Origin of the sequence: Phenylobacterium sp. (genome assembly GCF_025934275.1) — a bacterium.
GTDB lineage: Bacteria > Pseudomonadota > Alphaproteobacteria > Caulobacterales > Caulobacteraceae > Phenylobacterium.
Map to the genome: position 1 here is coordinate 15,395 of NZ_JAICYI010000021.1, position 24,585 is coordinate 39,979.

24 protein-coding genes are annotated in these 24,585 nt (G+C 69.6%); 12 read left to right on the forward strand and 12 right to left on the reverse strand.

Annotated elements, in window-relative coordinates; translation table 11 throughout:
- The first annotated feature begins 23 nt into the window (after positions 1 to 23).
- The 8 genes from fliF (at position 24) to Q0W60_RS07415 (ending at position 8,642) form a co-directional block, all read left to right on the forward strand.
- Positions 24 to 1,658: a flagellar basal-body MS-ring/collar protein FliF gene (gene fliF, locus Q0W60_RS07380; protein WP_297694098.1), complete on the forward strand. Its 1,635-nt coding sequence runs from the start codon at positions 24 to 26 to the stop codon at positions 1,656 to 1,658.
- 1 nt (position 1,659) lies between these two features.
- On the forward strand, positions 1,660 to 2,682 hold the full coding sequence (gene fliG / locus Q0W60_RS07385; protein WP_297694100.1) for a flagellar motor switch protein FliG: 1,023 nt from the start codon (positions 1,660 to 1,662) through the stop codon (positions 2,680 to 2,682).
- Positions 2,682 to 3,341 carry a flagellar assembly protein FliH gene (locus tag Q0W60_RS07390; protein ID WP_297694102.1) on the forward strand — a complete coding sequence of 220 codons (660 nt, stop codon included), beginning with the start codon at positions 2,682 to 2,684 and terminating at the stop codon, positions 3,339 to 3,341. Before fliG ends, Q0W60_RS07390 begins: the two co-directional genes overlap by 1 nt.
- A 50-nt stretch (positions 3,342 to 3,391) precedes the next feature.
- Complete coding sequence (fliN, locus tag Q0W60_RS07395) at positions 3,392 to 3,709, forward strand: flagellar motor switch protein FliN (protein WP_297694159.1); 318 nt, start codon at positions 3,392 to 3,394, stop codon at positions 3,707 to 3,709.
- Positions 3,710 to 3,740: 31 nt separating this feature from the next.
- Positions 3,741 to 5,108, forward strand: a complete 1,368-nt coding sequence (locus tag Q0W60_RS07400) for a sigma-54 dependent transcriptional regulator (RefSeq protein ID WP_297694104.1) — start codon at positions 3,741 to 3,743, stop codon at positions 5,106 to 5,108.
- Between the two features lie 14 nt (positions 5,109 to 5,122).
- Positions 5,123 to 7,210: a flagellar biosynthesis protein FlhA gene (gene flhA / locus Q0W60_RS07405; RefSeq protein WP_297694106.1), complete on the forward strand. Its 2,088-nt coding sequence runs from the start codon at positions 5,123 to 5,125 to the stop codon at positions 7,208 to 7,210.
- A gap of 97 nt (positions 7,211 to 7,307) precedes the next feature.
- A complete protein-coding gene (locus Q0W60_RS07410; protein ID WP_297694108.1) occupies positions 7,308 to 7,673 on the forward strand; it encodes a DUF4282 domain-containing protein in 366 nt (121 codons plus the stop codon).
- A gap of 501 nt (positions 7,674 to 8,174) precedes the next feature.
- Positions 8,175 to 8,642 (forward strand): helix-turn-helix domain-containing protein, encoded by a 468-nt coding sequence (locus tag Q0W60_RS07415; RefSeq protein ID WP_297694110.1) that lies wholly within the window; start codon positions 8,175 to 8,177, stop codon positions 8,640 to 8,642.
- Positions 8,643 to 8,652: 10 nt separating this feature from the next.
- Here the strand turns inward: Q0W60_RS07415 and Q0W60_RS07420 are convergent, their stop codons facing one another.
- The 6 genes from Q0W60_RS07420 to Q0W60_RS07445 form a co-directional block, all read right to left on the reverse strand.
- Positions 8,653 to 8,763 (reverse strand): MYXO-CTERM sorting domain-containing protein, encoded by a 111-nt coding sequence (locus tag Q0W60_RS07420; RefSeq protein ID WP_297694112.1) that lies wholly within the window; start codon positions 8,761 to 8,763, stop codon positions 8,653 to 8,655.
- Positions 8,764 to 8,870: 107 nt separating this feature from the next.
- Positions 8,871 to 9,410 (reverse strand): methylated-DNA--[protein]-cysteine S-methyltransferase, encoded by a 540-nt coding sequence (locus Q0W60_RS07425; protein WP_297694114.1) that lies wholly within the window; start codon positions 9,408 to 9,410, stop codon positions 8,871 to 8,873.
- Positions 9,391 to 10,893: an AlkA N-terminal domain-containing protein gene (locus Q0W60_RS07430; RefSeq protein WP_297694116.1), complete on the reverse strand. Its 1,503-nt coding sequence runs from the start codon at positions 10,891 to 10,893 to the stop codon at positions 9,391 to 9,393. The genes Q0W60_RS07425 and Q0W60_RS07430 overlap by 20 nt, the downstream gene beginning before the upstream one ends.
- A 98-nt stretch (positions 10,894 to 10,991) precedes the next feature.
- Positions 10,992 to 11,996, reverse strand: a complete 1,005-nt coding sequence (locus tag Q0W60_RS07435; RefSeq protein ID WP_297694118.1) for a TauD/TfdA family dioxygenase — start codon at positions 11,994 to 11,996, stop codon at positions 10,992 to 10,994.
- A complete protein-coding gene (locus tag Q0W60_RS07440) occupies positions 11,986 to 12,666 on the reverse strand; it encodes an MIP/aquaporin family protein (protein WP_297694161.1) in 681 nt (226 codons plus the stop codon). Before Q0W60_RS07440 ends, Q0W60_RS07435 begins: the two co-directional genes overlap by 11 nt.
- Before the next feature lie 101 nt (positions 12,667 to 12,767).
- Positions 12,768 to 13,121, reverse strand: a complete 354-nt coding sequence (locus tag Q0W60_RS07445) for a metalloregulator ArsR/SmtB family transcription factor (protein WP_297694120.1) — start codon at positions 13,119 to 13,121, stop codon at positions 12,768 to 12,770.
- A 45-nt stretch (positions 13,122 to 13,166) separates the two neighbouring features.
- Between Q0W60_RS07445 and Q0W60_RS07450 the strand changes: the two genes are divergently transcribed.
- Positions 13,167 to 13,781 (forward strand): hypothetical protein, encoded by a 615-nt coding sequence (locus Q0W60_RS07450; protein ID WP_297694122.1) that lies wholly within the window; start codon positions 13,167 to 13,169, stop codon positions 13,779 to 13,781.
- A 67-nt stretch (positions 13,782 to 13,848) separates the two neighbouring features.
- Positions 13,849 to 15,885 (forward strand): hypothetical protein, encoded by a 2,037-nt coding sequence (locus Q0W60_RS07455; protein WP_297694124.1) that lies wholly within the window; start codon positions 13,849 to 13,851, stop codon positions 15,883 to 15,885.
- Positions 15,886 to 15,889: 4 nt separating this feature from the next.
- On the opposite strand, the gene Q0W60_RS07460 is transcribed toward Q0W60_RS07455, so the two are convergent.
- Both Q0W60_RS07460 and Q0W60_RS07465 read right to left on the reverse strand, forming a co-directional pair.
- Positions 15,890 to 16,786: a phytanoyl-CoA dioxygenase family protein gene (locus tag Q0W60_RS07460; RefSeq protein WP_297694126.1), complete on the reverse strand. Its 897-nt coding sequence runs from the start codon at positions 16,784 to 16,786 to the stop codon at positions 15,890 to 15,892.
- Positions 16,787 to 16,806: 20 nt separating this feature from the next.
- The gene (locus Q0W60_RS07465) at positions 16,807 to 18,105 is read right to left on the reverse strand and encodes an MFS transporter (RefSeq protein WP_297694128.1); all 1,299 of its coding nucleotides are present in this window, start codon (positions 18,103 to 18,105) and stop codon (positions 16,807 to 16,809) included.
- Positions 18,106 to 18,368: 263 nt separating this feature from the next.
- Between Q0W60_RS07465 and cysD the strand changes: the two genes are divergently transcribed.
- Together cysD and cysN are read left to right on the forward strand one after the other, a co-directional pair.
- The gene (gene cysD, locus Q0W60_RS07470; RefSeq protein WP_297694130.1) at positions 18,369 to 19,322 is read left to right on the forward strand and encodes a sulfate adenylyltransferase subunit CysD; all 954 of its coding nucleotides are present in this window, start codon (positions 18,369 to 18,371) and stop codon (positions 19,320 to 19,322) included.
- 107 nt (positions 19,323 to 19,429) lie between these two features.
- Entirely contained in the window at positions 19,430 to 21,334 is a 1,905-nt protein-coding gene (gene cysN / locus Q0W60_RS07475) for a sulfate adenylyltransferase subunit CysN (RefSeq protein WP_297694132.1), read from the forward strand.
- A gap of 146 nt (positions 21,335 to 21,480) precedes the next feature.
- On the opposite strand, the gene Q0W60_RS07480 is transcribed toward cysN, so the two are convergent.
- The 4 genes from Q0W60_RS07480 to Q0W60_RS07495 all read right to left on the reverse strand — a co-directional run bounded on the left by Q0W60_RS07480 (position 21,481) and on the right by Q0W60_RS07495 (position 24,548).
- Complete coding sequence (locus Q0W60_RS07480; protein WP_297694134.1) at positions 21,481 to 22,119, reverse strand: carboxymuconolactone decarboxylase family protein; 639 nt, start codon at positions 22,117 to 22,119, stop codon at positions 21,481 to 21,483.
- The gene (locus tag Q0W60_RS07485) at positions 22,119 to 22,676 is read right to left on the reverse strand and encodes a VOC family protein (protein WP_297694136.1); all 558 of its coding nucleotides are present in this window, start codon (positions 22,674 to 22,676) and stop codon (positions 22,119 to 22,121) included. The genes Q0W60_RS07480 and Q0W60_RS07485 overlap by 1 nt, the downstream gene beginning before the upstream one ends.
- A 28-nt stretch (positions 22,677 to 22,704) precedes the next feature.
- Complete coding sequence (locus Q0W60_RS07490; protein WP_297694138.1) at positions 22,705 to 23,721, reverse strand: NAD(P)-dependent alcohol dehydrogenase; 1,017 nt, start codon at positions 23,719 to 23,721, stop codon at positions 22,705 to 22,707.
- 65 nt (positions 23,722 to 23,786) lie between these two features.
- Positions 23,787 to 24,548 (reverse strand): N-acyl homoserine lactonase family protein, encoded by a 762-nt coding sequence (locus tag Q0W60_RS07495; RefSeq protein ID WP_297694141.1) that lies wholly within the window; start codon positions 24,546 to 24,548, stop codon positions 23,787 to 23,789.
- Positions 24,549 to 24,585: the final 37 nt, after the last annotated feature.

Below are 24,585 nucleotides of genomic sequence, written 5' to 3' on the forward strand. Positions count from 1 at the left end.
CCTTGCGAAGGGGAACGCCCGGCTTGAATCAGTTTCTGGCGGCGCTGCAGAGATTCGGCCTCGGACGCCTCGCCGCCATGCTGGGGATCGGCGCCGGCGTGGCCGCGGTGCTGGTGGCGATGACCATGAACCTGGGCCAGCCCAAGGCCCTGCTCTATTCCAACCTGGACCTGAAGGAAGCGGGCTCGATCACCCAGGCCCTCGACCAGGCCGGCGTCAAATACGAGGCGAAGGGGGACGGCTCGACGATCCTGGTGCCGCGCGACCAGGTGGCCTCCACGCGGCTGATGCTTTCGAGCAAGGGCCTGCCCACCTCGGGGTCGGTGGGCTACGAGATCTTCGACCAGGGCAGCGCGCTCGGCCAGACGGACTTCCTGCAGCAGCTCAACCGGCAGCGGGCGCTGGAGGGTGAGCTCGCCCGCACGATCCGCAGCCTCGACGGCATCACCTCGGCCCGCGTGCACCTGGTGCTGCCCAAGCGCCAGCTGTTCGAGGAGGAGGCGGAGCAGCCGTCCGCGGCGGTGACCATCGGGGTCGGAGGCCGCGAGCCCACCGCCGACAACGTGCGCGCGATCCAGAACCTGGTGGCGGGCGCGGTGCCCAACCTGAAGCCCGACCGAGTCACGGTGGTCGACCAGCACGCCAAGACGCTCTCCGGCGGCGACACGGGCATGGCCGCCGAGGCGGACGGCCGCAAGACCGAGGTGGAGCAGCGGATTTCCAAGCAGGTGAAGAGCCTGGTCGAGGGCGTCGTGGGCGCCGGCAAGGCGCGGGTCAACGTCACCGCCGACCTCGACCTCAACCAGGTCACGACCCAGCAGAAGACCTTCGATCCGGACGGTCAGGTGGTCCGCTCGGAATCGACCACCGACGAGAAGTCGAGCGAGACGCAGCCGGATTCCAACGGCGCGGTTTCGGCGGCGGCGAACATCCCCGGCCCGGGCGCCGGCGCCGCCTCGAGCACCAACGCCTCGAATTCCGGCCGCAACGAATCCACCACCAATTACGAGATCTCCGAGACCACCCGCACGGAGGTGCAGGAGCCGGGGCAGGTGAAGCGCCTTTCGGTGGCGGTGGCGGTGGACGGGACGACGGCGCCCGGCAAGGACGGCAAGCCGGGTCCGTATACGCCGCGCTCGGCCCAGGAGATGCAGCAGATCGAGCAGCTGGTCCGCACGGCGGTGGGCTACAACGCCCAGCGCGGCGACCAGGTGACGGTCGTCAACGTGCGGTTTCCCAGCGACGCCAGCGCCGAGGGGGTGAGCGCGGCCAATCCGCTGATGGGCTTCGACAAGAACGACATCATGCGCGTGGCCGAGCTCGGCGTGCTGGCGGTGGTGGCGGTGCTGATGATGTTGTTCATCGTCCGTCCGCTGCTCAAGGGGGTGGCCGGCGGCGGCCAGCCGATGGCGATGCTGGACGGACCCGGCGTCACGCAGTTGCAGACGACGCCGTCGGGGCAGCCGATGCAGGTCGCTGCGGACAGGGGGACCCAGCTCTCCCTGCCCGGCCCCGGCGAGCTCGAGCACAAGATCGACATCGCCCGGATCGAGGGCCAGGTGAAGGCCTCCTCGGTCAAGCGCGTCTCCGAGTTCGTCGAGAAGCATCCGGAGGAATCGGTCTCCATCCTGCGCAACTGGCTGCACGAGAGCCCGTGAGATGGCCAAGGCCAAAGCCATCGCCGATCCCGGACGGCTGAGCGGCCCCGAGAAGGCCGCCGTGATCCTGCTCGCGCTGGGCGAGGAGCACGCCCAGGTCTGGGGTCAGCTCGACGAGGAGGAGATCAAGGAGGTCTCGCAGGCGATGGCGAGCCTGGGCACCGTCTCGGCCCAGGCGGTCGAGGACCTGATGGTCGAGTTCGTCTCCGGGATTTCCGGCGCGGGCGCGATCATGGGTTCGTTCGAGCAGACCCAGAAGCTGCTCGCGGCGATGATGCCGGAGGACAAAGTCAACACCCTGATGGAGGAGATCCGCGGACCGGCGGGTCGCACCATGTGGGACAAGCTGGGCAACGTGAACGAGGCCGTGCTCGCCAACTACCTGAAGAACGAATACCCGCAGACGGTCGCGGTGGTGCTCTCGAAGATCAAGTCCGAGCACGCCGCCCGCGTGCTGGCCTCGCTGCCCGAGGACTTCGCGCTGGAATGCGTCATGCGGATGCTGCGCATGGAGCCCGTGCAGCGGGAGATCCTCGACAAGATCGAGCAGACCCTGCGCACCGAGTTCATGTCGAACCTCGCCCGCACCTCCAAGCGCGACAGCCATGAGATGATGGCGGAGATATTCAACGCCTTCGACCGTCAGACGGAGGCCCGCTTCATCACTGCGCTGGAGGAGCGCAACCGCGAGGCGGCCGAGCGGATCCGGGCGCTGATGTTCGTCTTCGAGGACCTCTCGAAGCTCGATCCCGGCGGCATCCAGACCCTGCTGCGGGCGATCGAGAAGGACCAGCTGGCGCTGGCGCTGAAGGGCGCCTCCGACAGTCTGCGGGAGCTGTTCTTCTCAAACATGTCCGAGCGCGCGTCGAAGATCATGCGCGAGGACATGGAGAGCATGGGGCCTGTCAGGCTGCGCGACGTCGACCAGGCGCAGATGGCCATGGTGCAGGTGGCCAAGGACCTCGCCAACAAGGGCGAGATCATGCTGGCCGGCGCCGGCGGCGACGACGAGCTCGTCTACTGATGTCCGAAGCGCCCCGCAAATTCAGCTTCGACACGGTCTTCGACGCGGCCGGCGAGGTCGCCTACGCGCCGCCGCGGACCAAGCGCAGCTACACCGCCGAGGAGGTCGAGGAGATCCGCCGCCGGGCCGGCGCGGAGGGCGAGGCCACGGCGCTCGCCTCGGTGGCGGCCCAGCAGCAGCAGGCGCTGGCGGAGATCGCCGCCGCCTGCGCCCTCGCCCTGCCCAAGCTGGCGGAAGTCGCCCACAACCATCGGCAGGGCGCCGCGGCGCTCGCGCTCGCCTGCGCCAAGGGCATCGCCGGCGCCGCGCTCGAGCGCTTCCCCGAGGCTCCGCTGCAGGCGGCGCTCGCCGCGCTGGCGCAGGAGATCGAGGCGGCGCCGCGGCTGACCGTCTCCGTCGAGCCGGAGCTGGCGGACGGCCTGCGGCGCATCCTGGAGGAGAGTCCCCAGACCGCCGCCTATGCGGGCGTCATCCAGGTCCGCGCCGAGGCCGGCCTGGGCGCGCACGCCTTCACCCTCGACTTCGGCGATGGGCAGGCCGCGTTCGACCCGCAAGCCGCCGCCGCCCGCGTGACCGACGTGCTGACGGCGGCGCTCGCCGCCGAGGGCCTGCACGCCGAACCCCTGATCCCTGGCGCTCAATCCGAGCCGGAAAGCTGAATCCCATGTCCGAGAGCGAGACCGAAGGCCAAGACGCCCCCGAGAGCGACATGAAGCTCGACGAGTTCGCCCCCGGCGAGGGCGCCCTGCCCGACTCGATCGCGGAGGAGAAGACCGCCGGCGACCTCGCGCCGGTGTTCGACGTCCCGGTCAGCATCTCGGCGGTGCTCGGGCGCGCCAGCGTCTCGGTCGCCCAGTTGCTGCAGCTTTCGCAAGGCTCGGTGCTGGAGCTCGACCGCAAGGTCGGCGAGGCCATCGACATCTATGTGAACAACCGCCTGGTGGCGCGCGGCGAGGTCGTCATCGTCGACGAGCGGCTGGGCGTGACCATGACGGAAATCATCAAGGACGGCGACGCGGCGGCCTGAGGCGCGCCGGCGACAGCAAAGGAGACCTCCGATGCGGCTTCTGGTCATCGGATCACTGAACGGACAGCTCGCCTCGGCCGTGAAGATGGCCATGGCGGCGGGCGCCAAGGTGAGCCACGTCGAGACCATCCATGCGGCCACCCACGCGCTGCGCGCGGGTCAGGGCGCCGATCTCTTGATGATCGACTACCAGCTCGACATCGCCGCCCTGATCGCGGCGAACGAGGCCGAGCGGATCCGGGTGCCGGTGGTGGCCTGCGGGGTCGGCGCCGATCCGCGGCGCGCGGCTGACGCGATCCGGGCAGGCGCCAAGGAGTTCATCCCGCTGCCGCCGGAGGCCGAGCTGATCGCCGCCGTGCTGGCCGCCGTCTCCGACGACAACCGACCGATGGTGGTCCGCGACCCGGCCATGCAGTCGGTGATGGCTCTGGCCGACCAGGTGGCGGCTTCCGACGCCTCGATCCTGATCACCGGCGAGAGCGGGGTCGGCAAGGAGGTGGTCGCCCGCTACGTGCACCAGAAGTCGCGCCGCGCGGCCAGGCCGTTCATCTCGGTCAACTGCGCCGCGATCCCCGAGAACCTGCTGGAGAGCGAGCTGTTCGGCCACGAGCGGGGCGCGTTCACCGGCGCGGTGGCGCGGCGGATCGGCAAGTTCGAGGAGGCGAACGGCGGGACGCTGCTGCTGGACGAGATCTCCGAGATGGACGGGCGCCTGCAAGCCAAGCTGCTGCGCGCCCTGCAGGAGCGCGAAATCGACCGGGTCGGCGGCGCCAAGCCGGTGAAAGTCGACATCCGCATCCTCGCCACCTCCAATCGCGACCTCGCCCAGGCGGCGCGTGAGGGCGCGTTCCGCGAGGATCTGCTCTACCGGCTGAACGTCGTGAACCTGCGGCTGCCGCCGCTGCGCGAGCGGCCGGGCGACGTCGCGCCGATGGCCGAGTTCTTCATCCGCAAGTACGCCGCCGCCAACGGCGTTCCCGAGCGGCCGCTCTCGCCCGAAGCGCGCCGCCGGCTGGCCGCGCACCGCTGGCCGGGCAACGTGCGGGAGCTGGAGAACGCGATGCATCGCGCGGTGCTGCTGTCATCCGGGCCCGAGATCGACGAGGCGGCGATCCGGCTGCCGGACGGCCAGCCGCTGGCGGCGGTCGACGCCTATGCGCGCACCGCCCAGGCCGCCTCGATCGCCGCCGAGACCGCGACGCGGGGCTACGTCGGACAGACGGTCGCCGAGATGGAGCAGCAGCTGATCCTGGATACGCTCAGCCACTGCCTCGGCAACCGCACGCACGCGGCCAACATCCTCGGCATCTCGATCCGCACCCTCCGGAACAAGCTGAAGGAGTATGCCGACACCGGGGTCGCCGTCCCGCCGCCCCAGCAGGGCGCGAACGCGGCCTAGGTTGATCCCGACCCATGGCTGACGCCGGCCTCTCCGCGATCCTCGCCGAACGCCCCACGCCGCGTGAGGTGTGGGGCTGGGTGGCGCGTGGCGAAGTCGCGCTCGCGCTGGGCGTCGTCGGCATCGTCGTCCTGCTGATCCTGCCGATCCCGGCGTTCATGCTGGACGTCCTGCTAGCGGTCTCGATCACCAGCGCGGTGCTGATCCTGATGACCTCGCTCCTGATCAAGCGGCCGCTGGAGTTCACCGCCTTCCCCTCGGTGCTGCTGTTCACCACGCTCTATCGGCTGGGCCTGAACATCGCCTCGACCCGGCTGATCCTTGGCCATGGGCACGAGGGCGTGCATGGCGCAGGCCACATCATCGCGGCCTTCGGCGCGCTGATGATGAGCGGCAACTTCGTGATCGGGATCATCGTCTTCGCGATCCTCGTGGTGGTGAACTTCGTGGTCATCACCAAGGGCTCGGGGCGGATCGCCGAGGTGGCGGCCCGGTTCACCCTGGATTCCATGCCGGGCAAGCAGATGGCCATCGACGCCGACCTGTCGTCGGGCCTGATCGACCAGGAGGACGCCAAGCGCCGGCGCAAGGACCTGGAGCTGGAATCCACCTTCTTCGGCGCGATGGACGGCGCCTCGAAGTTCGTGCGCGGCGACGCCGTCGCGGGCCTGGTGATCGTCGCCATCAATGTGATCGGCGGCATCCTGATCGGCGTCGTGCAGCACAAGGTGCCGATCAGCCAGGCGTTCTCCACCTACACGATCATGACCATCGGCGACGGCCTGGTCTCGCAGATCCCGGCGCTGATCATCTCCATCGCCGCCGGCCTACTGGTCTCGAAGTCGGGCGTGGAGGGTTCGGCCGACAAGGCTCTCGTCGCCCAGCTCGCCATGAACCCGGTGAGCCTGGGCGTGGTCTCGGCGGCGGCCGGCGTCATGGCCTTGGTCCCGGGCATGCCGATCCTGCCGTTCGGGGTGATCTCGATGGGCGCGGGCGTACTGGCGTGGCGCCGCTCGCACAAGGTCGCGGAGCCAGCGATCGAGATCCAGCCGGCGGCGGAGGCGCAGGAGGAGCCCATCGCCCAGACGCTGGCCATCGACGAGATCAAGATCGAGCTGGGCTATGGGCTGCTCGGCCTGATCAACGACCTCGAAGGCCGGCGGCTGACCGACCAGATCCGGGCGCTGCGCCGCACGCTGGCCGCCGACTTCGGTTTCGTGATGCCCTCGGTGCGCATCCTCGACAACATGCGCCTGACCTCGCAGGGCTATTGCATCCGCATCAAGGAGATGGAGGCGGGCGCCGGGGAGGTGCGGCTGGGCCACCTCATGACCATGGATCCGCGCGGCGGACAGGTCGAGCTGCCCGGCGAGCACATCCGCGAGCCGGCGTTCGGTCTGCCGGCCACCTGGATCGACGAGAGCCTGCGCGAGGAAGCGACCTTCCGCGGCTACACCATCGTCGACCCGGCCACGGTGCTGACCACCCACCTGACCGAGATCCTCAAGGAGAACATGCCGGACCTGCTCTCCTACGCCGAGGTGCAGAAGCTGCTGAGGGAGCTGCCGGCCGAGCAGAAGAAGCTGGTGGAGGATCTGATCCCGAGCGTGGTCTCGGTGACCACCGTGCAGCGCGTGCTGCAGGCGCTGCTGCGGGAGCGCGTGTCGATCCGCGACCTGCCGGCGATCCTGGAGGGGATCGGCGAGGCGGCGCCGCACACGCATTCGATCCAGACTCTGGTCGAGCAGGTCCGCGCACGGCTCTCGCGCCAGCTCTGCTTCGCCTACCGCGGCGAGGACGGCGCGCTGCCGATCGTCACCCTCGGCCCGGACTGGGAAGCCGCCTTCGGCGAGGCGCTGGTCGGCGACGGCGAGGAGAAGCAGCTGGCGCTCGCCCCCTCGCGTCTGCAGGACTTCATCCGCGGCGTGCGCGAGACCTTCGAGCGGGCGGCCCTCTCCGGGGAGACGCCGGTGCTGCTGACCAGCCCCGCGATCCGGCCCTACGTGCGCTCGATCATCGAACGCTTCCGCGGCCAGACGCCCGTGATGAGCCAGAACGAGGTGCATCCGCGGGCGCGGCTGAAGACCGTGGGGGTCATCTGATGGGGCCGGAAGCGCCGGCTCTGCGCCGTTGCGGGGCGGGCTCGCGGCTGGTAGCGGTGCGGCGAGGGCCCGAGGGCCCGCAGACCTTGGGAGTGGAATGCGCAGAGCTTTGACGCGACCGGAGGGCTCGGGGTGGTCCCTTCTGTGGGACCTGCTCACGTTCGAGCGCCTGATGACCAATGCGGTCATCCACCTGGTCTATTGGTCGGGCCTGGGGGTGATCCTGCTGGTTGCGTTCGGCAGCCTTGGCGCGGCCGTGGGCGTCGCGATCCGCGATCCGCTGCCCTGGGGCGTGCTGCTGGCGATCCCGGTGCTGGTCGGCGGCCTGCTGGTGACCGCGATCCTGGTGCTGCTGTGGCGCTCGTTCTGCGAGTTCTACGTCACCGTCTTCAAGATCAGCGAGGACCTCAACATCCTGCGGCAGGACATCGACGGCGAGCGCGCCGCGCAGCGCCAGCGCTGAGCTCGCGAGGCTAGACTCCCGCCCGGGGGAGGCGGGCGGACCGGCCGGCGTGTCGCGCCCGCGCCCGCGGGGCGTCCGCATCGAGGCTGGCCTGATCGAGGGCGGCTTCGCTCAGCCGTAGCCAGGTCATCGCCATACGAAGCGATTCGCCGCGGTCCTCCCCGCGGACGGGGCCGCGGGATCGCGCCACCGATTCGCGGGCGTAGCGAAGGTACTGGGCGGCGTGGACAAGAGCGGTCATGGGACTCATCCCGGTTCCTGGCCGAAACCCGGTCCGGACGGTCCGGTTCCCACGGTCAGGGCCGCCTCTTTTGATAATTTCGCGAGCGGGTGCGTCCGACCGCCGCACTGGCGGGCCTAAACCCCAAATTGAGTAAGCTTCGCCTTCAATCGCGTCGCGGCTTGGCTTTATCCCTTCGAGATCGGTGTTCGGCATCCGCACGCAGGGCCCCCGCCAGGCGCGCAGGAGACCGAGCCAACTCGCTGGGAGCCGCGCGCCACATGACCGGGACCATTGACCACGACATTGCCGCGCCGCAGGCCGCCGCAGGTCCGCATCCAGTGGACCGCCACGTGGGCCTGCACATCCGCATGCGCCGCAAGGCGCTTGGCGTCAGCCAGGAGAAGCTGGCCGAAGCCCTGGGGCTGACCTTCCAGCAGGTGCAGAAATACGAGCGCGGCACGAACCGGGTCTCGGCCTCCAAGCTGTACGAGATCGCCCGCGCCCTGCAGACGACGGTCGGGTTCTTCTATGAGGGGCTGGAGGACGACGCGACGGGCGCCGCCCAGGGTTTCCTCGGCTCCAACACCCAGGATTTCCTGCTGACGCCGGAGGGAATGGAACTGGCCAGCGTGTTCCCGAAGATCCGGCGCGCCGGGCTGCGCCGCAAGGTGCTCGAGCTGGTGCGCGCCATGGCCGAGCTGGAAGCCGAGGAGCGTCGCGGCGCCCTATCCCTCCTGACATCCTGAAAGAACGAAGCTAGCCGCGGCGGCGGATCACGAGCCAGGCGAGGCCGCAGAGCGCGGCCACCGGCGCCATGCTGAACAGCGGATGGATGGTCACGAAGTCGGCGACGGCATCGGCTACCATCGTGCAGACGCGCCCTTGCGCTTGCGAGAGACGTGGGAGCTACCATCGCCGTGGGGCGATCTGGCGGCCGCTTCGTTTCGCGTCTGTCTCGGAAACGGGCGGTAAGCTCAGGCGGCGAGGCGGGCCTTGAAATGCGCGCCCTCGTGGGTGAGCAGCCAGGTCTTGCGCGGCAGCCCGCCGCCGTAGCCGGTGAGCGAGCCATCGGCGCCGATCACCCGGTGACAGGGCACGACCACGCTGATCGGATTTGCGCCGTTGGCCAGGCCGACCGCGCGCATGGCGGTGGGCCGCCCGATACGCTCGGCGAGACCGGCGTAGCTCAGGGTCTGGCCCGCCGGAATGGTGCAGAGCGCCGTCCAGACCCTCAGCTGGAAAGGGGTGCCGGACGCCAGCCAGGCGAGGCCCTCCAGCGCTTGCGGATCGCCCTCGAAATAGCGGGCCACGGCGGCGCGGACGGCGGCCGGCCCCTGCCCTTCCCGGCGCTCGGCCTTCGGATAATGGCGGCCGAGCCAGGCCGACATGGCGGCCTCGTAGTCGCGCCAGTTGAAGGCGCGCAAGGTCCCCGCCTCGTCGGTGACGACGAGCGCCTCCCCGATCGGCGTTGCGATGCGATCCAGGGTGAGGATCTCAGGCGGCGCGGCGGTCATCGGTCTTGGTCCTCTTCTGATCGGGCTGGGCGGCGTCGGCGGCCCAGAGGTGCTGCGCGGCATAGGCCCGCCACGGCCGCCAGCCCTGGCTGCGCGCGAGGAGAGCTTCGGGCGTCGGGCGGCTGCCGTCAGGAGCGGCCATGGCCCGCAGCAGGCCGATGTCGGCGTGCGGGAAGGCGTCGGGCTCGCGGAGCTCGCGAAGCGCGATGTACTGCGCGGTCCATTCGCCGACGCCCGGCAGGGCCGAAAGCACGGCGATCGCGCTCTCCAGGTCGGCGCGCGGCGTGAAGATCGCCGGATCGGCGGCCACGGTTCGGGCGAGCGCCTCGAGCGCCGCGCCGCGGGCGCGGGGCATGCCGAGGGCGGCGATGTCCTGGCCCATGAGCCGGTCCGGCGTCGGAAAGACGCGGGAGAGGCCGAGCTTGGCCGCGAACGGATCCTCGATCGGCTCGCCATAGGTCTCGACGAGCTTGGCCGCGAGGCCGCGGGCGGCGGTGACGGTGATCTGCTGGCCGAGGATGGCGCGCACGGCCATCTCGAAGCCGTCCCAGGCGCCCGGCGCGCGCAGGCCCGGCCGCGCCGCGATCAGCGGGGCGAGCGCGGGGTCTTGCGACAGGTGCGCCTCGATCAGCGCGGGATCGGCCGTCAGGTCGAAGACGCGGCGGATGCGCGCGATGACGGCCGGCAGGGCCTTCAGCTTCGGGAAGCGGATCTCGGCCACGAGGAAATCGCCGCCGCCCCGGGTCACGACGACGACGCCGGTTGCACCGTCGACGTTGAGCGTGCGGGCGTAGCGGCGGGGCGAGACGGTCTCGACGCCGGGGATCGCACGCGCGGTCAGGAAGCCCACGACCGCATCCCAGTCGTAGGGCGCGCGATAGGGCAGCCTGACGGTGACGCCCGTGCTTTCGGCCGGAGTTTCGCCGGCCAGGCGGCGCAGCTTCCCCGGCGGGCGGCCAAACAGCTGCTGGAAGGTCTCGTTGAAGCGCCGCACGCTGCCGAAGCCGGCCGCGAGCGCGACCTCGGCCATCGGCAGCCGCGTCTCCTGGATGAGCTGCTTGGCAAGCAGCACGCGCCGGGTCTGCGCGACGGCGATCGGGGCTGCCCCGAGATGCTGGCGGAACAGGCGACGGAGCTGGCGCTCGCCGACGCCGAGTCGGCCGGCGAGGCCGTCCACGTCGCCGTCGTCGAGCGCGCCCGCCTCGATCAGGGCGAGCGCGCGCGAGACGGTGTTGGAGGTGCCGCGCCAGGCGCCGAGGTCGGGCGAGGATTCCGGCCGGCAGCGCAGGCAGGGCCGGTAGCCGGCCTCCTGAGCCGCCGCCGCGCTGGGGTAGAAGGTCATGTTCTCGGCCTTCGGCGGCCGCGCCGGGCAGACCGGGCGGCAGTAGATGCCCGTCGTCTTGACGCCGCAGAAGATGCGGCCGTCGAAGCGGGCGTCGCGGGTGATGAAGGCCTGGCGGCAGGCTTCGAAGTCCATGTCCATGACCGGTCAAATGCTCCTGCCCGCGCGCCGCGTCTGGCGGCTTTCGGACATATATAGCGCCAGAGTCGCGGTTTTCGGACACCGAACAGGCGGGCCGCCTAGGCCTCCTGGCGAATGCCCTTCCGCAGCATCTCCTCGCCCGCCGAGAAGCTTTCCTGCACCAGCCACAGCCTCAGGAGGTGGCACTTGCGCTCGGGCTCCGGCCAGTCCTCGTAAGCCGTACGCTTGTGCAGGATCGCGGCGTTCTTCAGGAACTGCATGTCGCCGGGCTGGAAGTCCATATCGAGGTAGAGGCCCGGATCGTTCGCCGTGCGCTCGATGAACTCCACGGCTTCGAGCTGGGCCGGCGCGAGCCTCGGGCATTCGGGGTGCTGCTGGCTCTCGCGGATGTACCAGGGGATGAAGAACATCCGCATCCGCCCCTCGCTCATCCGGCAGAGCGGCAGGTCGAACCACGGCTTCGCGCCGGGCTTCTGCTGACCCTGGGTGTCGAACGGGAACGATTGGAACAGCACCGGGACAAGGTCCGGCCGCTCGGCGACCATGCGGTTGAAGATCGCGGGCGAGGAGACGATGCGGCTCACCCCGCCGCTCTTCGCCGCGTGCAGGCAGAAGAGACCGATGATGTCGGCGCCGTCGGTGTGGAAGTCCTGCTCGGCGCGGGTCTTGTAGAGCCGAACGCCATAGGCGTTGGGATCGGCCCCGACGTCGCGGATGTGGCCGACGAGGTCGCCATCGGTGTTCTGCGGGACGGCGCGACCCATGTGCAGGCCGACGCCCCAATAGATCTCGGTGCAGGTCCGCTCGTCGTGCGCCTCCACGGGAAACCCGCGGATCAGGACGAAGCCGCGGCCGCGGTCGAGCTCGTCGAGCCAGCCTTCGATTTTCGGCCCAAGCGTCGGCAGCGGAAAGTCGGCGCGCGTCCAGGCGGACATGTCCTTGCCCGCGGGGGCCTCGCGGGCGCGGAGCAGCTCGTCCACCTCGGCGGGCGAGAGCGCGTAGCGCCACGCGGCGGAGCCGGCGAGGTCGGGGCCGCGCCAGACATCGGGCGTCGTGAGTTCGGCCGGCGGGGCCACGGGCGCGGCTGGCGCATCAGACGACATGGGGCTTCCCTTTCCTGGGCTTGGCGCCGGACAGCAGCCAACCGAACAGCAGCATGGCGACAACCGCTCCGGCGAGCTGGGCGGCGATGAAGGCCGGCGCCGAACGGGGCGCGATGCCGGCGAAGGTGTTCGAGAGGCTGCGCGCGACCGTCACCGCCGGATTGGCGAAGGAGGTCGAGGCGGTGAACCAGTAGGCGGCGGTGATGTAGAGGCCGACGGCGGCGGGCGTGAACTGCGGACGGAAGCGCAAGCTTCCGAGGATCGTCGCGATCAGGCCGAACGTCGCCACGGCTTCGGAGAAGGCTTGGGCCGGACCTTCGCGAAGCTTCGCCGAGACCTGCAGGATCGGCAGGTCGAACATGGCGTGCGCTAGGAGCACGCCCGCGATCCCGCCGGCGAGCTGCACCGCGACATAGGCGGCCGCATCACCTGCCGACAGCTCGCGACGCAGCGCGAAGACCAGGCTCACCGCCGGATTGAAATGCGCGCCCGAGACCGGTCCGAAGATGGTGATCAGGACGACGAGGCCCGCGCCGGTCGCCAGGGTGTTGCCGAGCAGGGCGAGCGCCGCATTGCCGCCCGCCAGCCGCTCGCCCATGACCCCGGAGCCGATGACGATGGCCAGCAGCAGGCCCGTCCCGAGCGCCTCCGCCGCGAGCCGGCGGCTCATGCCGAAGGGCTCGCGCGGCGGCTCGAGGCTGGCGTCGTGTGGCGCCTGGCCTGCGGGACCAGGGCGGAGCGGGGACCGGCGAAGCAGGACGTCGTCGTCCATCAGCAGCGCCGCCCTTCGGCCGCGCGCTGCGGCGAGGCGATGGCCGCGATCGACGCGCAGATGGCCGGCGCCCCTTGGCAGCAGTCCTCCACGAGGAAGGCCAGGAGGTCTCGCATCCGCTCGTAGGCGGCCCGGTAGATGATCGAGCGGCCCTCGCGCCGGGAGGTCGCCAGGCCCGCGCCGGCCAGGATGGCGAGGTTAGACGAGAGCGTGTTCGGCAATGTCCCGGTGGCGCGGGCGATCTCGCCCGCGGCCAGGCCCGGATCGCCGGCCTTGACCAAGAGGCGGAAAATCTCGAGCCGGCCTTCGTGGGCAAGCGCCGAGAGGGCGGCGACAGCGGTGTTCGTTTCCATGTTTCGAGAGTAGAAGAAACGAGGGCGACGGCCCAGAAAAGGTTGGTGACCACGGTCGTCATCGCAGGCATTCCCGTTCCTTCGAGCTCGCCCCTGTTCCTTGCGGTCGTCGGCATGCATGTGGCGTTCGGCGTCGTTGCGGTCGCGGCGGGCGCGCTCGCCATGCTGAGCGCCAAGCGGCCGGGACGGCATCCGCGCGCCGGCACGGTCTATTTCTGGTCGCTCGCCGGGCTGTTCGTGACGGCCAGCGGGCTCGCAGCCGTGCGATGGCGGGAGGATTGGCGGCTGTTCCTCCTGGCGCTGATCGCCTTCGCGGCGGCCCTGGTCGGACGGATCGCGCGCCGCAGGCTCCGGCCAGGCTGGCCCGCGCCGCACATCCTCGGCATGGGCGTTTCCTACATCGCCATGCTGACGGCCTTCTACGTCGACAACGGCCCGAACCTGCCGGTGTGGCGGGACCTGCCGCATCTCGCCTATTGGCTCCTGCCGAGCCTGCTCGGCGCGCCCGTGATCGCGCTCGCGCTGGGGCGCCACCCCATCGCCCGCGCGGCGCGCCGCGCGATGCAGCCCGGAGGGCGCGGCCCCGCTCGCGGTACGGTCGGACGGAGCTTCGCATTGGCGTTCGCGGCCTCGCAGAACACAGGCATGCGAACGGGTTGACGTTGACGTAAAGGAATCCGGTAGAATGCCTGCGTCGTGAGATCACGGCGGACGAGGGGCAATAGCGATGGCGATTTCGAAGCGGCAGGCGCTGACGGCGGCGAGCGCGGCGGCGATGGCGGCGGCGTTCCTCGGCCTTCAAGCGGACCGTCCGGCGTGGGCGGAAGGGGCGCAGAGCGGCGTCGGCCGGCAGGTGGACAACTTCCTGCTCGCCGACCAGAACCTGCTCGGCCGCGAGCTCTACCGGATGGCCGACGACATGGCGGTCGTGCTGGTGGCGTATGCGCCGGCGGACGCCCAGATCCATGCCGACGGCAAGGCGCTGTCGGCGCTGAAGGGCCCCGGCGTCGACGTGCTGGCGATCGACAGCCACCTCGGCGACAAGCGCGCCCAGGTGGCGGCGGACGCCAAGGCGGCCGGCCTCGATATGCCGATCCTCTTCGACTACGAGCAGCTGACCGGCGAGGCGCTCGGCCTTGACCGCGCGGCCGAGGTGATCGTCGTCGATCCGCGCACCTGGACGGTCGCCTACCGCGGCGCGCTCGCAGGGCCGAACGGCGAACCGCTGGCGCAGAAGGCGATCGAGGCGCTCAAGGCGGGCGAGAGGGTCGCCCTCGCCGGGCCGCCGTCGCGGGGCGGGCGGATCGCCTTCCCCGAGCGGGCGCACGAGGCGGAATTCGCCAGGATCTCCTACGCCAAGACCATCGCGCCGATCATCCAGGCCAAGTGCGCCACCTGCCACCAGCCGGGCGGCATCGGGCCGATGGCGCTCAACAACTACGCCCAGATCAAGGGCTTCGCGCCGATGATCCGCGAGGTGATCCGCACGCACCGGATGCCGCCCTACCTGGCGGACGAAACCGTCGGATCGTTCCAGGACGACGACCGGCTGACGCCGCAGCAGATGAAGACGCTGGTGCACTGGATCGACGCGGGCGCGCCGCGCGGCGCCGGCGAGGACCCGCTGGCGAAGGTCCAGTTCCACGCCGCGGAGTGGCCGCTCGGCAAGCCGGACGTGGTGCTGAACGTGCCGCCGGTGAAGATACCCGCGACGGGGGTGATGGATTACCAGCATCCGGTCGTCGCCAACGCCATGCCGGAAGGCCGCTGGATGAAGGCCACGACGTTCCGCATCTCCGACCGGGCCGTCGTGCACCACATCCTGACCGGCGTGGTCTCAGAGAACTTCAAGGGCGACACGGCCGCAGAGTCGCAGTGGGGCGCATCGCTCGGCGGCTACGGCCCGGGACGCGGCTCGAACATCGAGCCGAAGGACACCGGGGTGTGGGTGCCGGCCTCCGGCGGCGTCGCCTTCCAGAACCACTACACGCCCTACGGCCGCGAGACCGAAGAGAAGACCCAGATGGGGATCTACTTCTATCCCAAGGGCCACGAACCGAAGTACGTGCTGAGGACCTTCGGCATCTTCGACTTTTCGATCGAGATCCCGCCCGGCGAGGAATTCCACAAGGAAACCAGCTACATCGAATTCCCGAAGGACGCGATCCTCTACGGCATCACGCCGCATGCGCACGTTCGCGGCAACTCGACCCAGGTGTCGATCATCTATCCGAACGGCAAGGAGCAGATGCTGCTGGCGCTGCCGCGCTACGACTTCAACTGGCAGTACGAGTACTTCCTCAGGGAGCCTCTCAAGGTGCCGGCCGGGTCGAAGATCGTCGCCCGCTGGACCTACGACAACTCCCAGCGGAACCCGCGCAATCCGGACCCGAAGAAGCTGGTCTACTGGGGCGAGCAGACCACCGAGGAGATGATGGCCACCTACCTGCATTACCGCTGGGTGGACGAGACGGTGGCGCACCAGACGCCCGAGTACGAGAAGATGCTGCAGGGCAACCTGATGATCGGCGTGCTGGACGACAACATGGACGGCAAGCTCGAGCTGGCGGAGCTGAAGGGCGGCCCCAAGAGCCCGGCGCAGGCGCTGAAGAAATACTTCGCGCTGATCGACACGAACCACGACGGCGCGCTGGAGAAGGCCGAGCTGGAGGCCGCCTCGAAGCTGATGCCGCGGCGCAGGCCCGCGCCGCCGGCAGCGCAGCAACCGGCTTCGGCCGCGCCGGGCGCGGGACCCGCGAAGTAGCGGCTCAGCTCTGCCAGGTGCGGGGGCGGCGCTCGGCGGCGTCCTCGCGGCGGCGGGCGTAGAGCTTCAGCGGGCCCTCGTCCGTCCAGCCGTGGATGAGGTCGGCCCCGAGCAGGCGGGCCAGCCGCGCGTCCGTCTCGCCGTCCAGGAATCCCTCCGGCACATTGCGGCGATAGTCCTCCTGCGGCTGGATGAACTCGCGGCAGTAGTAGCTGGAAAGGTTCACGCGCAGGCCGGGGACCTTCCGGGGGAACGATCCGTGCCAGGTGTTCCCATGCCAGACGATCGCCGTGCCCGCCGGAACCTCGATCGGAATCACGTGCTCGTAGCGCTGGTTGCCGTCGAGGCCGCTCTCCCATCGGGTCGGCTGGCGAAAGTGGCGATGGCTGCCGGGCACCATGGCGAGCGAGCCGGCCGCCTCCGTGTAGTCGGTCAGCGCATAGTTGCAGTTGGCGACCACGGAATAGGGCGTGAACGGATCGGGCGCGCCGTTGCCGGTGTCGGAGTGCAGCAGCAACCCGCGCCCGCCGGGCCCCTTCAGGTGGCAGCCGAGCGAGGACAGGATGCAATGCCTGCCGAGCAGATAGGTGATCAGCGGCAGGGTCTTGGGATTGACCACCGCCTGCTTGAAGATCGGGTCCTTGAACAGCAGGTAAGGGATGAAGGCGACTTCGGCGTGGTCGGCCTCGGTCTCCAGATCAAGCGATTTGCCCAGCCTCGACTCCGATATCTCCAGGATCCGGTCGCGCATGGCGCTCACCTGCTCGGCCGACAGCGCGTTGGGGATCGTCGTGAAGCCGAAAGCCTCGAGCTCGGCGAGGTTGCTCTCCAGCCCGGCGGCGCGGACCTCGCGATAGATCTCGTTCAGGTCCGGCGTCGCGGTCCAGTCGCCGATCTCCATGAGGCGTCCTCCTTCGCGGTTCAGGCCGCGGCGAGCCGCTTGTCGCGGGCGATGGACATGGCGAGCGCCAGGTAGGCGACGACGGTCACCAGGACGATCGGGATCAGCGCGGCGTAGCCCACGGCGAGCGCATTATGCCCCTGCTGGGCCTGGACCGCATCGGCGATGCGCCCGACGTAGACCGGCCCGACGCCGAGACCGACGAGGTTCAGCACGAACAGCAGGATCGCGCCCGCCATCGTCCGCTCGGCCGGCGCGGCGGCGTTCTGCACGATCGCCAGCACCGGGGCGAGATAGATGCTGTTGAGCAGCATGGGCCCGGCCATGAACATCAGGGTGAGCTGCCAGGTGGGCGCCCACAAGAGGCCGATCCAGAAGGGCGCCGAGATCGCCAGGGCGATCGCCGGCAGCCAGGCGAACCAGCGCTTGTCCCGCTCGGCCAGCTTGTCGGCGAGCCAGCCCGCGCCGAAGGTGCCGATGACCCCGGTGACCCCGAGCGTGATGCTGTAGTAGTTGGCGACATCCTTGCCGCTCATGCCCTTCACGAACTCGAGGAACTGCGGGTTCCAGATCAGTCCGGCGTAGCCCACGAAGGCCGAGAGCGCGCTGCAGATCGCGGTGAGGAGCAGGGTGCGATTGGTGAAAAACCGGGCGATCGCGGTCGGCATCGAGGGTGTCGGCGCGTGCTCGCTCGCGCCGTCCGCAAACGCGTCCAGGCCGCCGCGCCGGGGCTCGCGCACGACGATCAGCATCAGGATCGCGAGCAACAGGCCGGGCAGGCCCACCGCGTAGAAGGCCATGCGCCAGCTATAGGCCTCGGCGATGCGGCCGCCGGCGAAGGCGCCGATCATCGAGCCCAGCGGCACGCCGAGCGAATAGATCGCCAGCCCGGTCGCCCGTTCCTTGGGGGGAAAATAGTCGGAGATCAGCGAATAGGACGGCGGCGATCCGCCGGCTTCGCCGATTCCCACGCCCATCCGGCAGAGCCCGATCTGGACGAAGTTGCCCGTCGCGCCGCACAGCGCGGTGAACAGGCTCCAGAGCGCGCAGGCGCCGGACATGATCCAGATGCGGTTCCAGCGGTCGGCGAGCCAGGCCACCGGGATGCCGCAGACCGTATAGAAGAGCGCGAAGGCCGTGCCGCCCATCAGCCCGAACTCGGTCTTCGTCAGGTGCAGGTCGGCGGAGATGTACTTGCCGAGGATCGCCACGATCTGCCGGTCCAGGAAGTTCAGCGTGTAGACCAGCACCAGCATCCAGACGACGACGTAGCGGTAGCCGGAGCCGGTCCTGGCGCCTGACATGGCGGCGGCGGTCATGGATGGATCCCTTTCCCCTGGTCGGGACCCTCGACCCGTGTTCGGGTTCGTAAGGTCCGTACGTTTCCGTGCGCGTCATCTTGCACGGGCCGAGGCGCGCGCCAAGCCGCCAAGGGCGCCGGGGCTCAACGGCCTGCGAGATTTCCTGCAAGGACCGCGGGTTGCCGCGGCGGGCCGGCTTCTCTAAGTCACGAGCGGGGCCGACCGCTCGCCGCTCATCCGGCGGGCGGCATTGATCATAATTGATATAAGGTCCGCATATCATGGACGCCCGCGTCGCGCCCAAGTCCGTCCATCACCAAGGCGCCGCCTCGCCCGCCATGCTCACCCACCTGCAGCGCCTCGAGGCCGAGAGCATCCACATCCTGCGCGAGGTCGTCGCCGAGTGCGAGCGGCCGGTGATGCTCTACTCGATCGGCAAGGATTCGGCCGTGATGCTGCACCTGGCGGCCAAGGCCTTCCACCCCTCCAAGCCGCCGTTTCCGCTGCTGCACGTCGACACGACCTGGAAGTTCAGGGCCATGTACGAGATGCGCGAGCGCATGGCCCGCGAGCTCGGCTTCGAGCTCCTGGTGCATCGCAACCCGGACGCAGTCGCCCGGGGGATCAATCCGTTCGACCACGGAAGCGCGCTGCACACCGACATCTGGAAGACCGAGGGGCTGAAGCAGGCGCTCGACAAGTACGGCTTCGATGCGGCGTTCGGCGGCGCGCGGCGTGACGAGGAGAAGAGCCGCGCCAAGGAGCGGATCTTCTCGTTCCGCTCAGCCCAGCACCGGTGGGACCCGAAGAACCAGCGGCCGGAGCTCTGGCGGCTCTACAACGCCCGCAAGAATCCCGGCGAATCGATCCGCGTGTTCCCGCTCTCCAATTGGACGGAGCTCGACATCTGGCAGTACATCTACCTGGAGAACGTGCCGATCGTGCCGCTCTACTTCGCGGCGCCGAGGCCCGTGGTCGAGCGCGACGGCACGCTGATCATGGTCGACGACGAGCGCATGCCGCTCAAGCCGGGCGAGACGCCGATGATGCGGTCGGTGCGCTTCCGAACCCTCGGCTGCTATCCGCTGACCGGCGCGATCGAGAGCACGGCGGCGACCCTGCCCGAGATCATCCAGGAGATGCTCCTCACCACCACCTCCGAGCGCCAGGGCCGCGTCATCGACCACGACCAGGCCGCCTCCATGGAGAAGAAGAAGCAGGAGGGATACTTTTGATGCGGCCCCTCCCCCCGCTCATCCCCGCGAAGGCGGGGATCCAGGCTGAATCAGCCATTTGCGCGCGGAAAGCCCGCTTGGGTTCCGGGAACGAGCGCGTCTAGATCATGGCCCACCAATCCGCGCTGATCGCCGAGGACATCGAGGCCTATCTGAAGGCGCACGAGGTCAAGAGCCTGCTCAGGTTCCTGACCTGCGGCTCCGTGGACGACGGCAAGTCGACGCTGATCGGACGGCTGCTCTACGATTCGAAGATGATCTTCGAGGATCAGCTGGCGGCGCTGGAGGCGGATTCGAAGCGGCTCGGCACCCAGGGGGGCGAGATCGACTTCGCGCTGCTGGTCGACGGGCTCGCCGCCGAGCGCGAGCAGGGCATCACCATCGATGTCGCCTATCGGTTCTTCTCCACCGACAAGCGCAAGTTCATCGTCGCCGACACGCCGGGCCACGAGCAGTACACGCGCAACATGGTGACCGGCGCCTCGACCGCCGACGCCGCCGTCATCCTGATCGATGCCCGCAAGGGCGTGCTGACCCAGACCAAGCGGCACTCTTACCTGGTGAGCCTGCTCGGCATCCGGCACGTGGCGCTGGCGATCAACAAGATGGACCTGGTCGGCTGGAGCCAGCAGGTGTTCGACCAGATCGTCGCCGACTACCACGACTTCGCCGCCCGCATCGGGATCAAGGGCTTCACGGCGATCCCGATGTCGGCGCTGAAGGGCGACAACATCACCGAGCCTTCGGCGAACATGGCCTGGTACGATGGCCAGCCGCTGATGCGCTGGCTGGAGGATCTGCCGGTCGAGGACGAGTTGCAGGCCAAGCCGTTCCGCATGCCGGTGCAGTGGGTGAACCGGCCGAACCTCGACTTCCGCGGCTTCTCCGGTCTCGTCGCCTCCGGTGCGATCCGGCCGGGCGACAAGGTGAAGGTCCTGCCCTCCGGCCGTGAGAGCATCGTCGAGCGGATCGTGACCCTGGCGGGCGACCTGCCGCAGGCGGCCGCGGGACAGGCCGTGACCCTGACGCTGCAGGACGAGATCGACGTCTCGCGCGGCGACGTGATCGCCGAGGCCAAGTCGCCGCCGGCAGTGGCCGACCAGTTCGAGGCGACGCTCGTCTGGTTCGATGACGAGCACATGCTGCCCGGCCGCCCCTACCTGATGAAGCTCGGGACGCGCACCGTCTCGGCCCAGGTCACCGAGCCCAAGTACAAGGTCAACGTGAACACGCTGGAGCATCTCGCCGCCAAGCGGCTGGAGCTCAACGAGATCGGGGTGGTGAACCTCTCCACCGACGCCGCGATCGCCTTCGACCCGTACGCGGAGAACAAGGACCTCGGCGGCTTCATCCTGATCGACCGGATCTCCAACCGCACGGTGGGCGCAGGCCTGCTGCACTTCGCGCTGCGCCGCAGCCAGAACATCCACTGGCAGGCGCTGGACGTCGACAAGCGCGCGCGCGCCGCCCAGAAAGGCCAGGCCGGACAGGTGATCTGGTTCACCGGCCTCTCCGGGGCCGGCAAGTCGACCATCGCCAATCTGGTGGAGAAGAAGCTGCACGCCGAGGGGCGGCACACCTATCTGCTGGATGGCGACAACGTCCGCCACGGGCTGAACAAGGACCTCGGCTTCACCGAGGAGGACCGGGTCGAGAACATCCGCCGGATCGCCGAGGTCGCCCGGCTGATGGTCGATGCGGGCCTGATCGTGCTGGTCTCGTTCATTTCGCCGTTCCGCGCCGAGCGGCGGATGGCGCGCGAGCTGCTCGAGCCGGGCGAGTTCGTCGAGGTGTTCGTCGACACGCCGCTCGAGGAGGCCGAGCGCCGCGACGTCAAGGGCCTCTACGCCAAGGCGCGCGCGGGCGAGCTGAAGAACTTCACCGGCGTGGATTCGCCCTACGAGCCGCCGGAGCACGCGGAGATCCGCATCGACACGACGCGGCTCGCGCCGGACGCGGCCGCCGAGGCGATCGTCCACTGGCTGGACGGCGCAGGCGACCGGCGAAGCTGACGTCGGATCGGAACCCGTCGTCCGCGACGCGGTCGGAGCGGCGTGCTGGCGCAGGCGCAGCCGCGAAGCCCTCGAGTAGAGCCCGGCGGCCCGCATTCCGGCCGCCGGGCCATTTTTCGCGCCTGTGCGGGCGTTCCGCGGATTCCTTACCGCCGTCCGACGTCCAGGAAGTCGCGGGCGCTGAAGCCTTCGGGCGAGTCCACCTCGGAGATCGGATCGTCGCGGTCGTCCCATTCAAGCCGCAGCGCCTTGGTCATCACCGCATGCATGTCGTAGAGGCAGGTGATGTAGGTGAGCTCGAGGATCTCCTCGTCGGAGAGAAAGCTCTTCAGCTTGTCGAACACCGCCTCGGGCGTGCGGCCGGCCTGCAGGACCAGGCAGTCGGCATAGGCCAGCACGGCCCGCTCGCACTCATCGAAGCAGCTCGCGACCTGCCAGTGCGGCACGGCGGCGATCTTCGCCTCGGGCACGCCCAGGCCGCGCAGCGACTTGCAATGCTGCGAGAAGACGAACTGGCTGGCCTTGGCCCAGCCGGCGCGGGTCTGGGCCAACTCGCGCAGCACCGGATCGATCTTGCGCTTGTCGGAGCGGTAGAAGGCGAAGCCGCGGTTGCAGTGGTCGAGGCAATCCGGGACCAGGGCGAACACCGTCCACCAGTCTCCGCGCGTGCCGGTCGAGGTGCCGGGCTGGCTGACCGGATCACGCTCCTCGAACAGCAGGTCATAGGTGCGCTTCACGACCTCGCTGTCGGCGTCCTTGCGCGAGACCTGGCGAAGCCGGGGCATCAGGCGACGGGCTCCCCAAGGGGCTGCTCGGCCCGGGCCGGCGCGTGGGCCACGTCCTCGGGCCGGAAGCCGCGCAGGGTGGCGGCGAACTCCAGCATGATGCCGTTGGGGTCGCGGAAGTAGACCGAGCGGATCCACACGCCCTCGTGCATCTCGCGGGCGACGCCCGCGGGGCTGTCGTCGTGGTTCACCACCACCGGCGCGGAGACGTGCACCCCGCGGGATTTGAGCTTGGCGATCGAGCCTTCCAGCTCATCCTCGTCCATGTGGAAAGCCACGTGGTTCATGGAGCCCACGGCCGACATCGGCTTGGCGGGGAAGTCGGCCACCGAGGCGATCCCCGGCGCGGCCGGGGGCGCATCGGCCCACCAGAAGAAGGCGAGCAGCGTGTTGCCGCCGCAGTCGAAGAAGAAGTGCTGGCCGCCGCCCGGGAGGGCCACCGTCTTCACCAGCGGCATGTCGAGGGTCTCGGTGTAGAACTTCACCGTCTCGGCCATGTCCCGGCAGACCAGCGCCAGGTGGTTGATGCCCTTGGAATTGAGCCTGTCGGTGCTCATCGACGCCTCCTTCAGAGGTCGGTTGAATTCAGAACTCGAGTACGATCTTGCCGAAGTGCTCGCCGCCGCGCATCGCCTCGAAGGCGGCCTTGGCGTCGGTCCAGGGAAACACCTTGTCGACGACCGGGCCGATGCGGTGCTGCTCGATGGCCTTGCACATGGCCTCGAAGGCCTCGCGCGAGCCCACCGACAGCCCCTGCAGCTTGGCCGAATTGCCGATCAGGGCGGCCGGGTTGAATGGGTTCCCCTGCCCCGCGACCACGCCGATGATCGCGATGTGGCCGCCGATCCTTATGGCGCGCATGGACTGCTCGATGGTGCCGCCGCCGCCGACCTCCAGGATCAGGTCCGCGCCCACCCCGCCTGTCGCGCCTCGGACGGCCTTCGCCCACTCGGGCTCGGCGCGGTAGTTCACCAGATGATCGGCGCCGAGCGCCTTGGCGCGCGCCAGCTTCTCGTCGGACGACGAGGTGATCAGCGTGCGGCAACCGGCGGCATGGGCGAACTGCAGGCCGAAGATCGAGACGCCGCCGGTCCCCTGCAGCACCACCGTGTCGCCGGGCTTCAGCCGGGCATCCTCGAACAGGCCGCGCCAGGCGGTGAGCGCCGCGCACGGTAGGCAGGCGACCTGGTCGTCGGTGAGGAATTCCGGGACCTTCGACAGCCCCTGCTCGGAGAAGACCCCGAGCTCGCGCCCGGCGCCCGGGATCGGATAGCCGAGCGCGGTGGAGAGCTTCTCCTGCGTGGGCGGCCCGGCGATCCAGCCCTGGAAGAACAGGGTGGCCGCGCGGTCGCCGACCTTGAACCGCGTCACGCCGTCCCCCACCGCCTCCACCACGCCGCAGCCGTCGGAGAACGGGATGATCGGCCCGGAGGTCGCCGGCCCGCGGCCGTAGATCCCGCCGACCATCAGCAGGTCGCGGTAGTTGAGCGAGACGGCCCGCATGCGGATCAGCACCTCGCCCGGACCGGGCTTCGGATCCGGCAGCTCGACGATCTTGATCTGGTCCAGGCCCCAGGGCTCCGAGACGTTCAGCGCGCGCATGCCGATCCTCCGGCCGCATCTAGCGGCCAGGCGGGGCGGCGCGGCAAGTGTGTCCTGGCGTCAGGTCAGGTTCGCGCCGACGGCAGCACCGCGTGGTCGCCCCACTGGGCGGGATCGTGGCCGAACACCATGACGGTCGCGGGCTCACGCATCGCCAGCAGGGCGTCGAGCGAGCGGTTCATCGCGGCGTGGTCGGAGAATTCGGGGAAGCGGCGCGTCTCGACGACCTCGCAGGCGTAGCAGGCGTCGCCCACCAGGATGTGGTCGCCCTGCGCGTTGCGGACGCGGAGCGACTGGTGGCCGGGCGTGTGGCCGTGACTGGGGACCAGAACCGCCGAGCCGTCGCCGAACAGGTCGTGCTCGCCGTCGACGAGCTTGAGCTGATGGCCGAGGTCGAAGTAGGCCCGAGGCAGGAAGTAACGGCCGGCGACCTCGTCATCCATGCCCGCTTCCCATTCGCGCTTCTGCACGACGAGGGTCGCGTTCGGCAGCTGGGCCAGGCCGCCGGCGTGATCGAAGTGCAGGTGCGAGGCGACCACCCAGCGCACCCGCGCCGGGTCGATGTCGAGGCGTTCGAGATGGGCGGTGAGGGTCTCCTCAGGCGTGAGCTTCACGTCCGCGCCCTGCGCCCGCAGCAAGCCGCGATAGGCGTCGTTCTCGTCCATCATCCCGAGCGGCAGACCGGTGTCGAAGAGCGCCACGCCATCGGGATGCTCCAGCACGTAGAACGGCACCGGCACGTCGATCGGCTCGTCGCCCGAAAGCCCGAGGCCAGCGGGCGGGGTGTGGAACTGGCCGCAGACGCAGCCGAACAGGCGCAAGGTCATGGGAGCGCTCCCTGGTTCTGGCCACGCTAGCCCCGCA

What these genes read in the sequence shown, in the direction of transcription:
- fliG (WP_297694100.1), top strand. Translation starts at nt 1,660, where the DNA reads ATGGCCAAGGCCAAAGCCATCGCCGATCCCGGACGGCTGAGCGGCCCC.
- Q0W60_RS07390 (WP_297694102.1), top strand. Translation starts at nt 2,682, where the DNA reads ATGTCCGAAGCGCCCCGCAAATTCAGCTTCGACACGGTCTTCGACGCG.
- fliN (WP_297694159.1), top strand. Translation starts at nt 3,392, where the DNA reads ATGAAGCTCGACGAGTTCGCCCCCGGCGAGGGCGCCCTGCCCGACTCG.
- Q0W60_RS07400 (WP_297694104.1), top strand. Translation starts at nt 3,741, where the DNA reads ATGCGGCTTCTGGTCATCGGATCACTGAACGGACAGCTCGCCTCGGCC.
- flhA (WP_297694106.1), top strand. Translation starts at nt 5,123, where the DNA reads ATGGCTGACGCCGGCCTCTCCGCGATCCTCGCCGAACGCCCCACGCCG.
- Q0W60_RS07410 (WP_297694108.1), top strand. Translation starts at nt 7,308, where the DNA reads ATGCGCAGAGCTTTGACGCGACCGGAGGGCTCGGGGTGGTCCCTTCTG.
- Q0W60_RS07415 (WP_297694110.1), top strand. Translation starts at nt 8,175, where the DNA reads ATGACCGGGACCATTGACCACGACATTGCCGCGCCGCAGGCCGCCGCA.
- Q0W60_RS07420 (WP_297694112.1), bottom strand. Translation starts at nt 8,763, where the DNA reads ATGGTAGCCGATGCCGTCGCCGACTTCGTGACCATCCATCCGCTGTTC.
- Q0W60_RS07425 (WP_297694114.1), bottom strand. Translation starts at nt 9,410, where the DNA reads ATGACCGCCGCGCCGCCTGAGATCCTCACCCTGGATCGCATCGCAACG.
- Q0W60_RS07430 (WP_297694116.1), bottom strand. Translation starts at nt 10,893, where the DNA reads ATGGACATGGACTTCGAAGCCTGCCGCCAGGCCTTCATCACCCGCGAC.
- Q0W60_RS07435 (WP_297694118.1), bottom strand. Translation starts at nt 11,996, where the DNA reads ATGTCGTCTGATGCGCCAGCCGCGCCCGTGGCCCCGCCGGCCGAACTC.
- Q0W60_RS07440 (WP_297694161.1), bottom strand. Translation starts at nt 12,666, where the DNA reads ATGAGCCGCCGGCTCGCGGCGGAGGCGCTCGGGACGGGCCTGCTGCTG.
- Q0W60_RS07445 (WP_297694120.1), bottom strand. Translation starts at nt 13,121, where the DNA reads ATGGAAACGAACACCGCTGTCGCCGCCCTCTCGGCGCTTGCCCACGAA.
- Q0W60_RS07455 (WP_297694124.1), top strand. Translation starts at nt 13,849, where the DNA reads ATGGCGATTTCGAAGCGGCAGGCGCTGACGGCGGCGAGCGCGGCGGCG.
- Q0W60_RS07460 (WP_297694126.1), bottom strand. Translation starts at nt 16,786, where the DNA reads ATGGAGATCGGCGACTGGACCGCGACGCCGGACCTGAACGAGATCTAT.
- Q0W60_RS07465 (WP_297694128.1), bottom strand. Translation starts at nt 18,105, where the DNA reads ATGACCGCCGCCGCCATGTCAGGCGCCAGGACCGGCTCCGGCTACCGC.
- cysD (WP_297694130.1), top strand. Translation starts at nt 18,369, where the DNA reads ATGGACGCCCGCGTCGCGCCCAAGTCCGTCCATCACCAAGGCGCCGCC.
- cysN (WP_297694132.1), top strand. Translation starts at nt 19,430, where the DNA reads ATGGCCCACCAATCCGCGCTGATCGCCGAGGACATCGAGGCCTATCTG.
- Q0W60_RS07480 (WP_297694134.1), bottom strand. Translation starts at nt 22,119, where the DNA reads ATGCCCCGGCTTCGCCAGGTCTCGCGCAAGGACGCCGACAGCGAGGTC.
- Q0W60_RS07485 (WP_297694136.1), bottom strand. Translation starts at nt 22,676, where the DNA reads ATGAGCACCGACAGGCTCAATTCCAAGGGCATCAACCACCTGGCGCTG.
- Q0W60_RS07490 (WP_297694138.1), bottom strand. Translation starts at nt 23,721, where the DNA reads ATGCGCGCGCTGAACGTCTCGGAGCCCTGGGGCCTGGACCAGATCAAG.
- Q0W60_RS07495 (WP_297694141.1), bottom strand. Translation starts at nt 24,548, where the DNA reads ATGACCTTGCGCCTGTTCGGCTGCGTCTGCGGCCAGTTCCACACCCCG.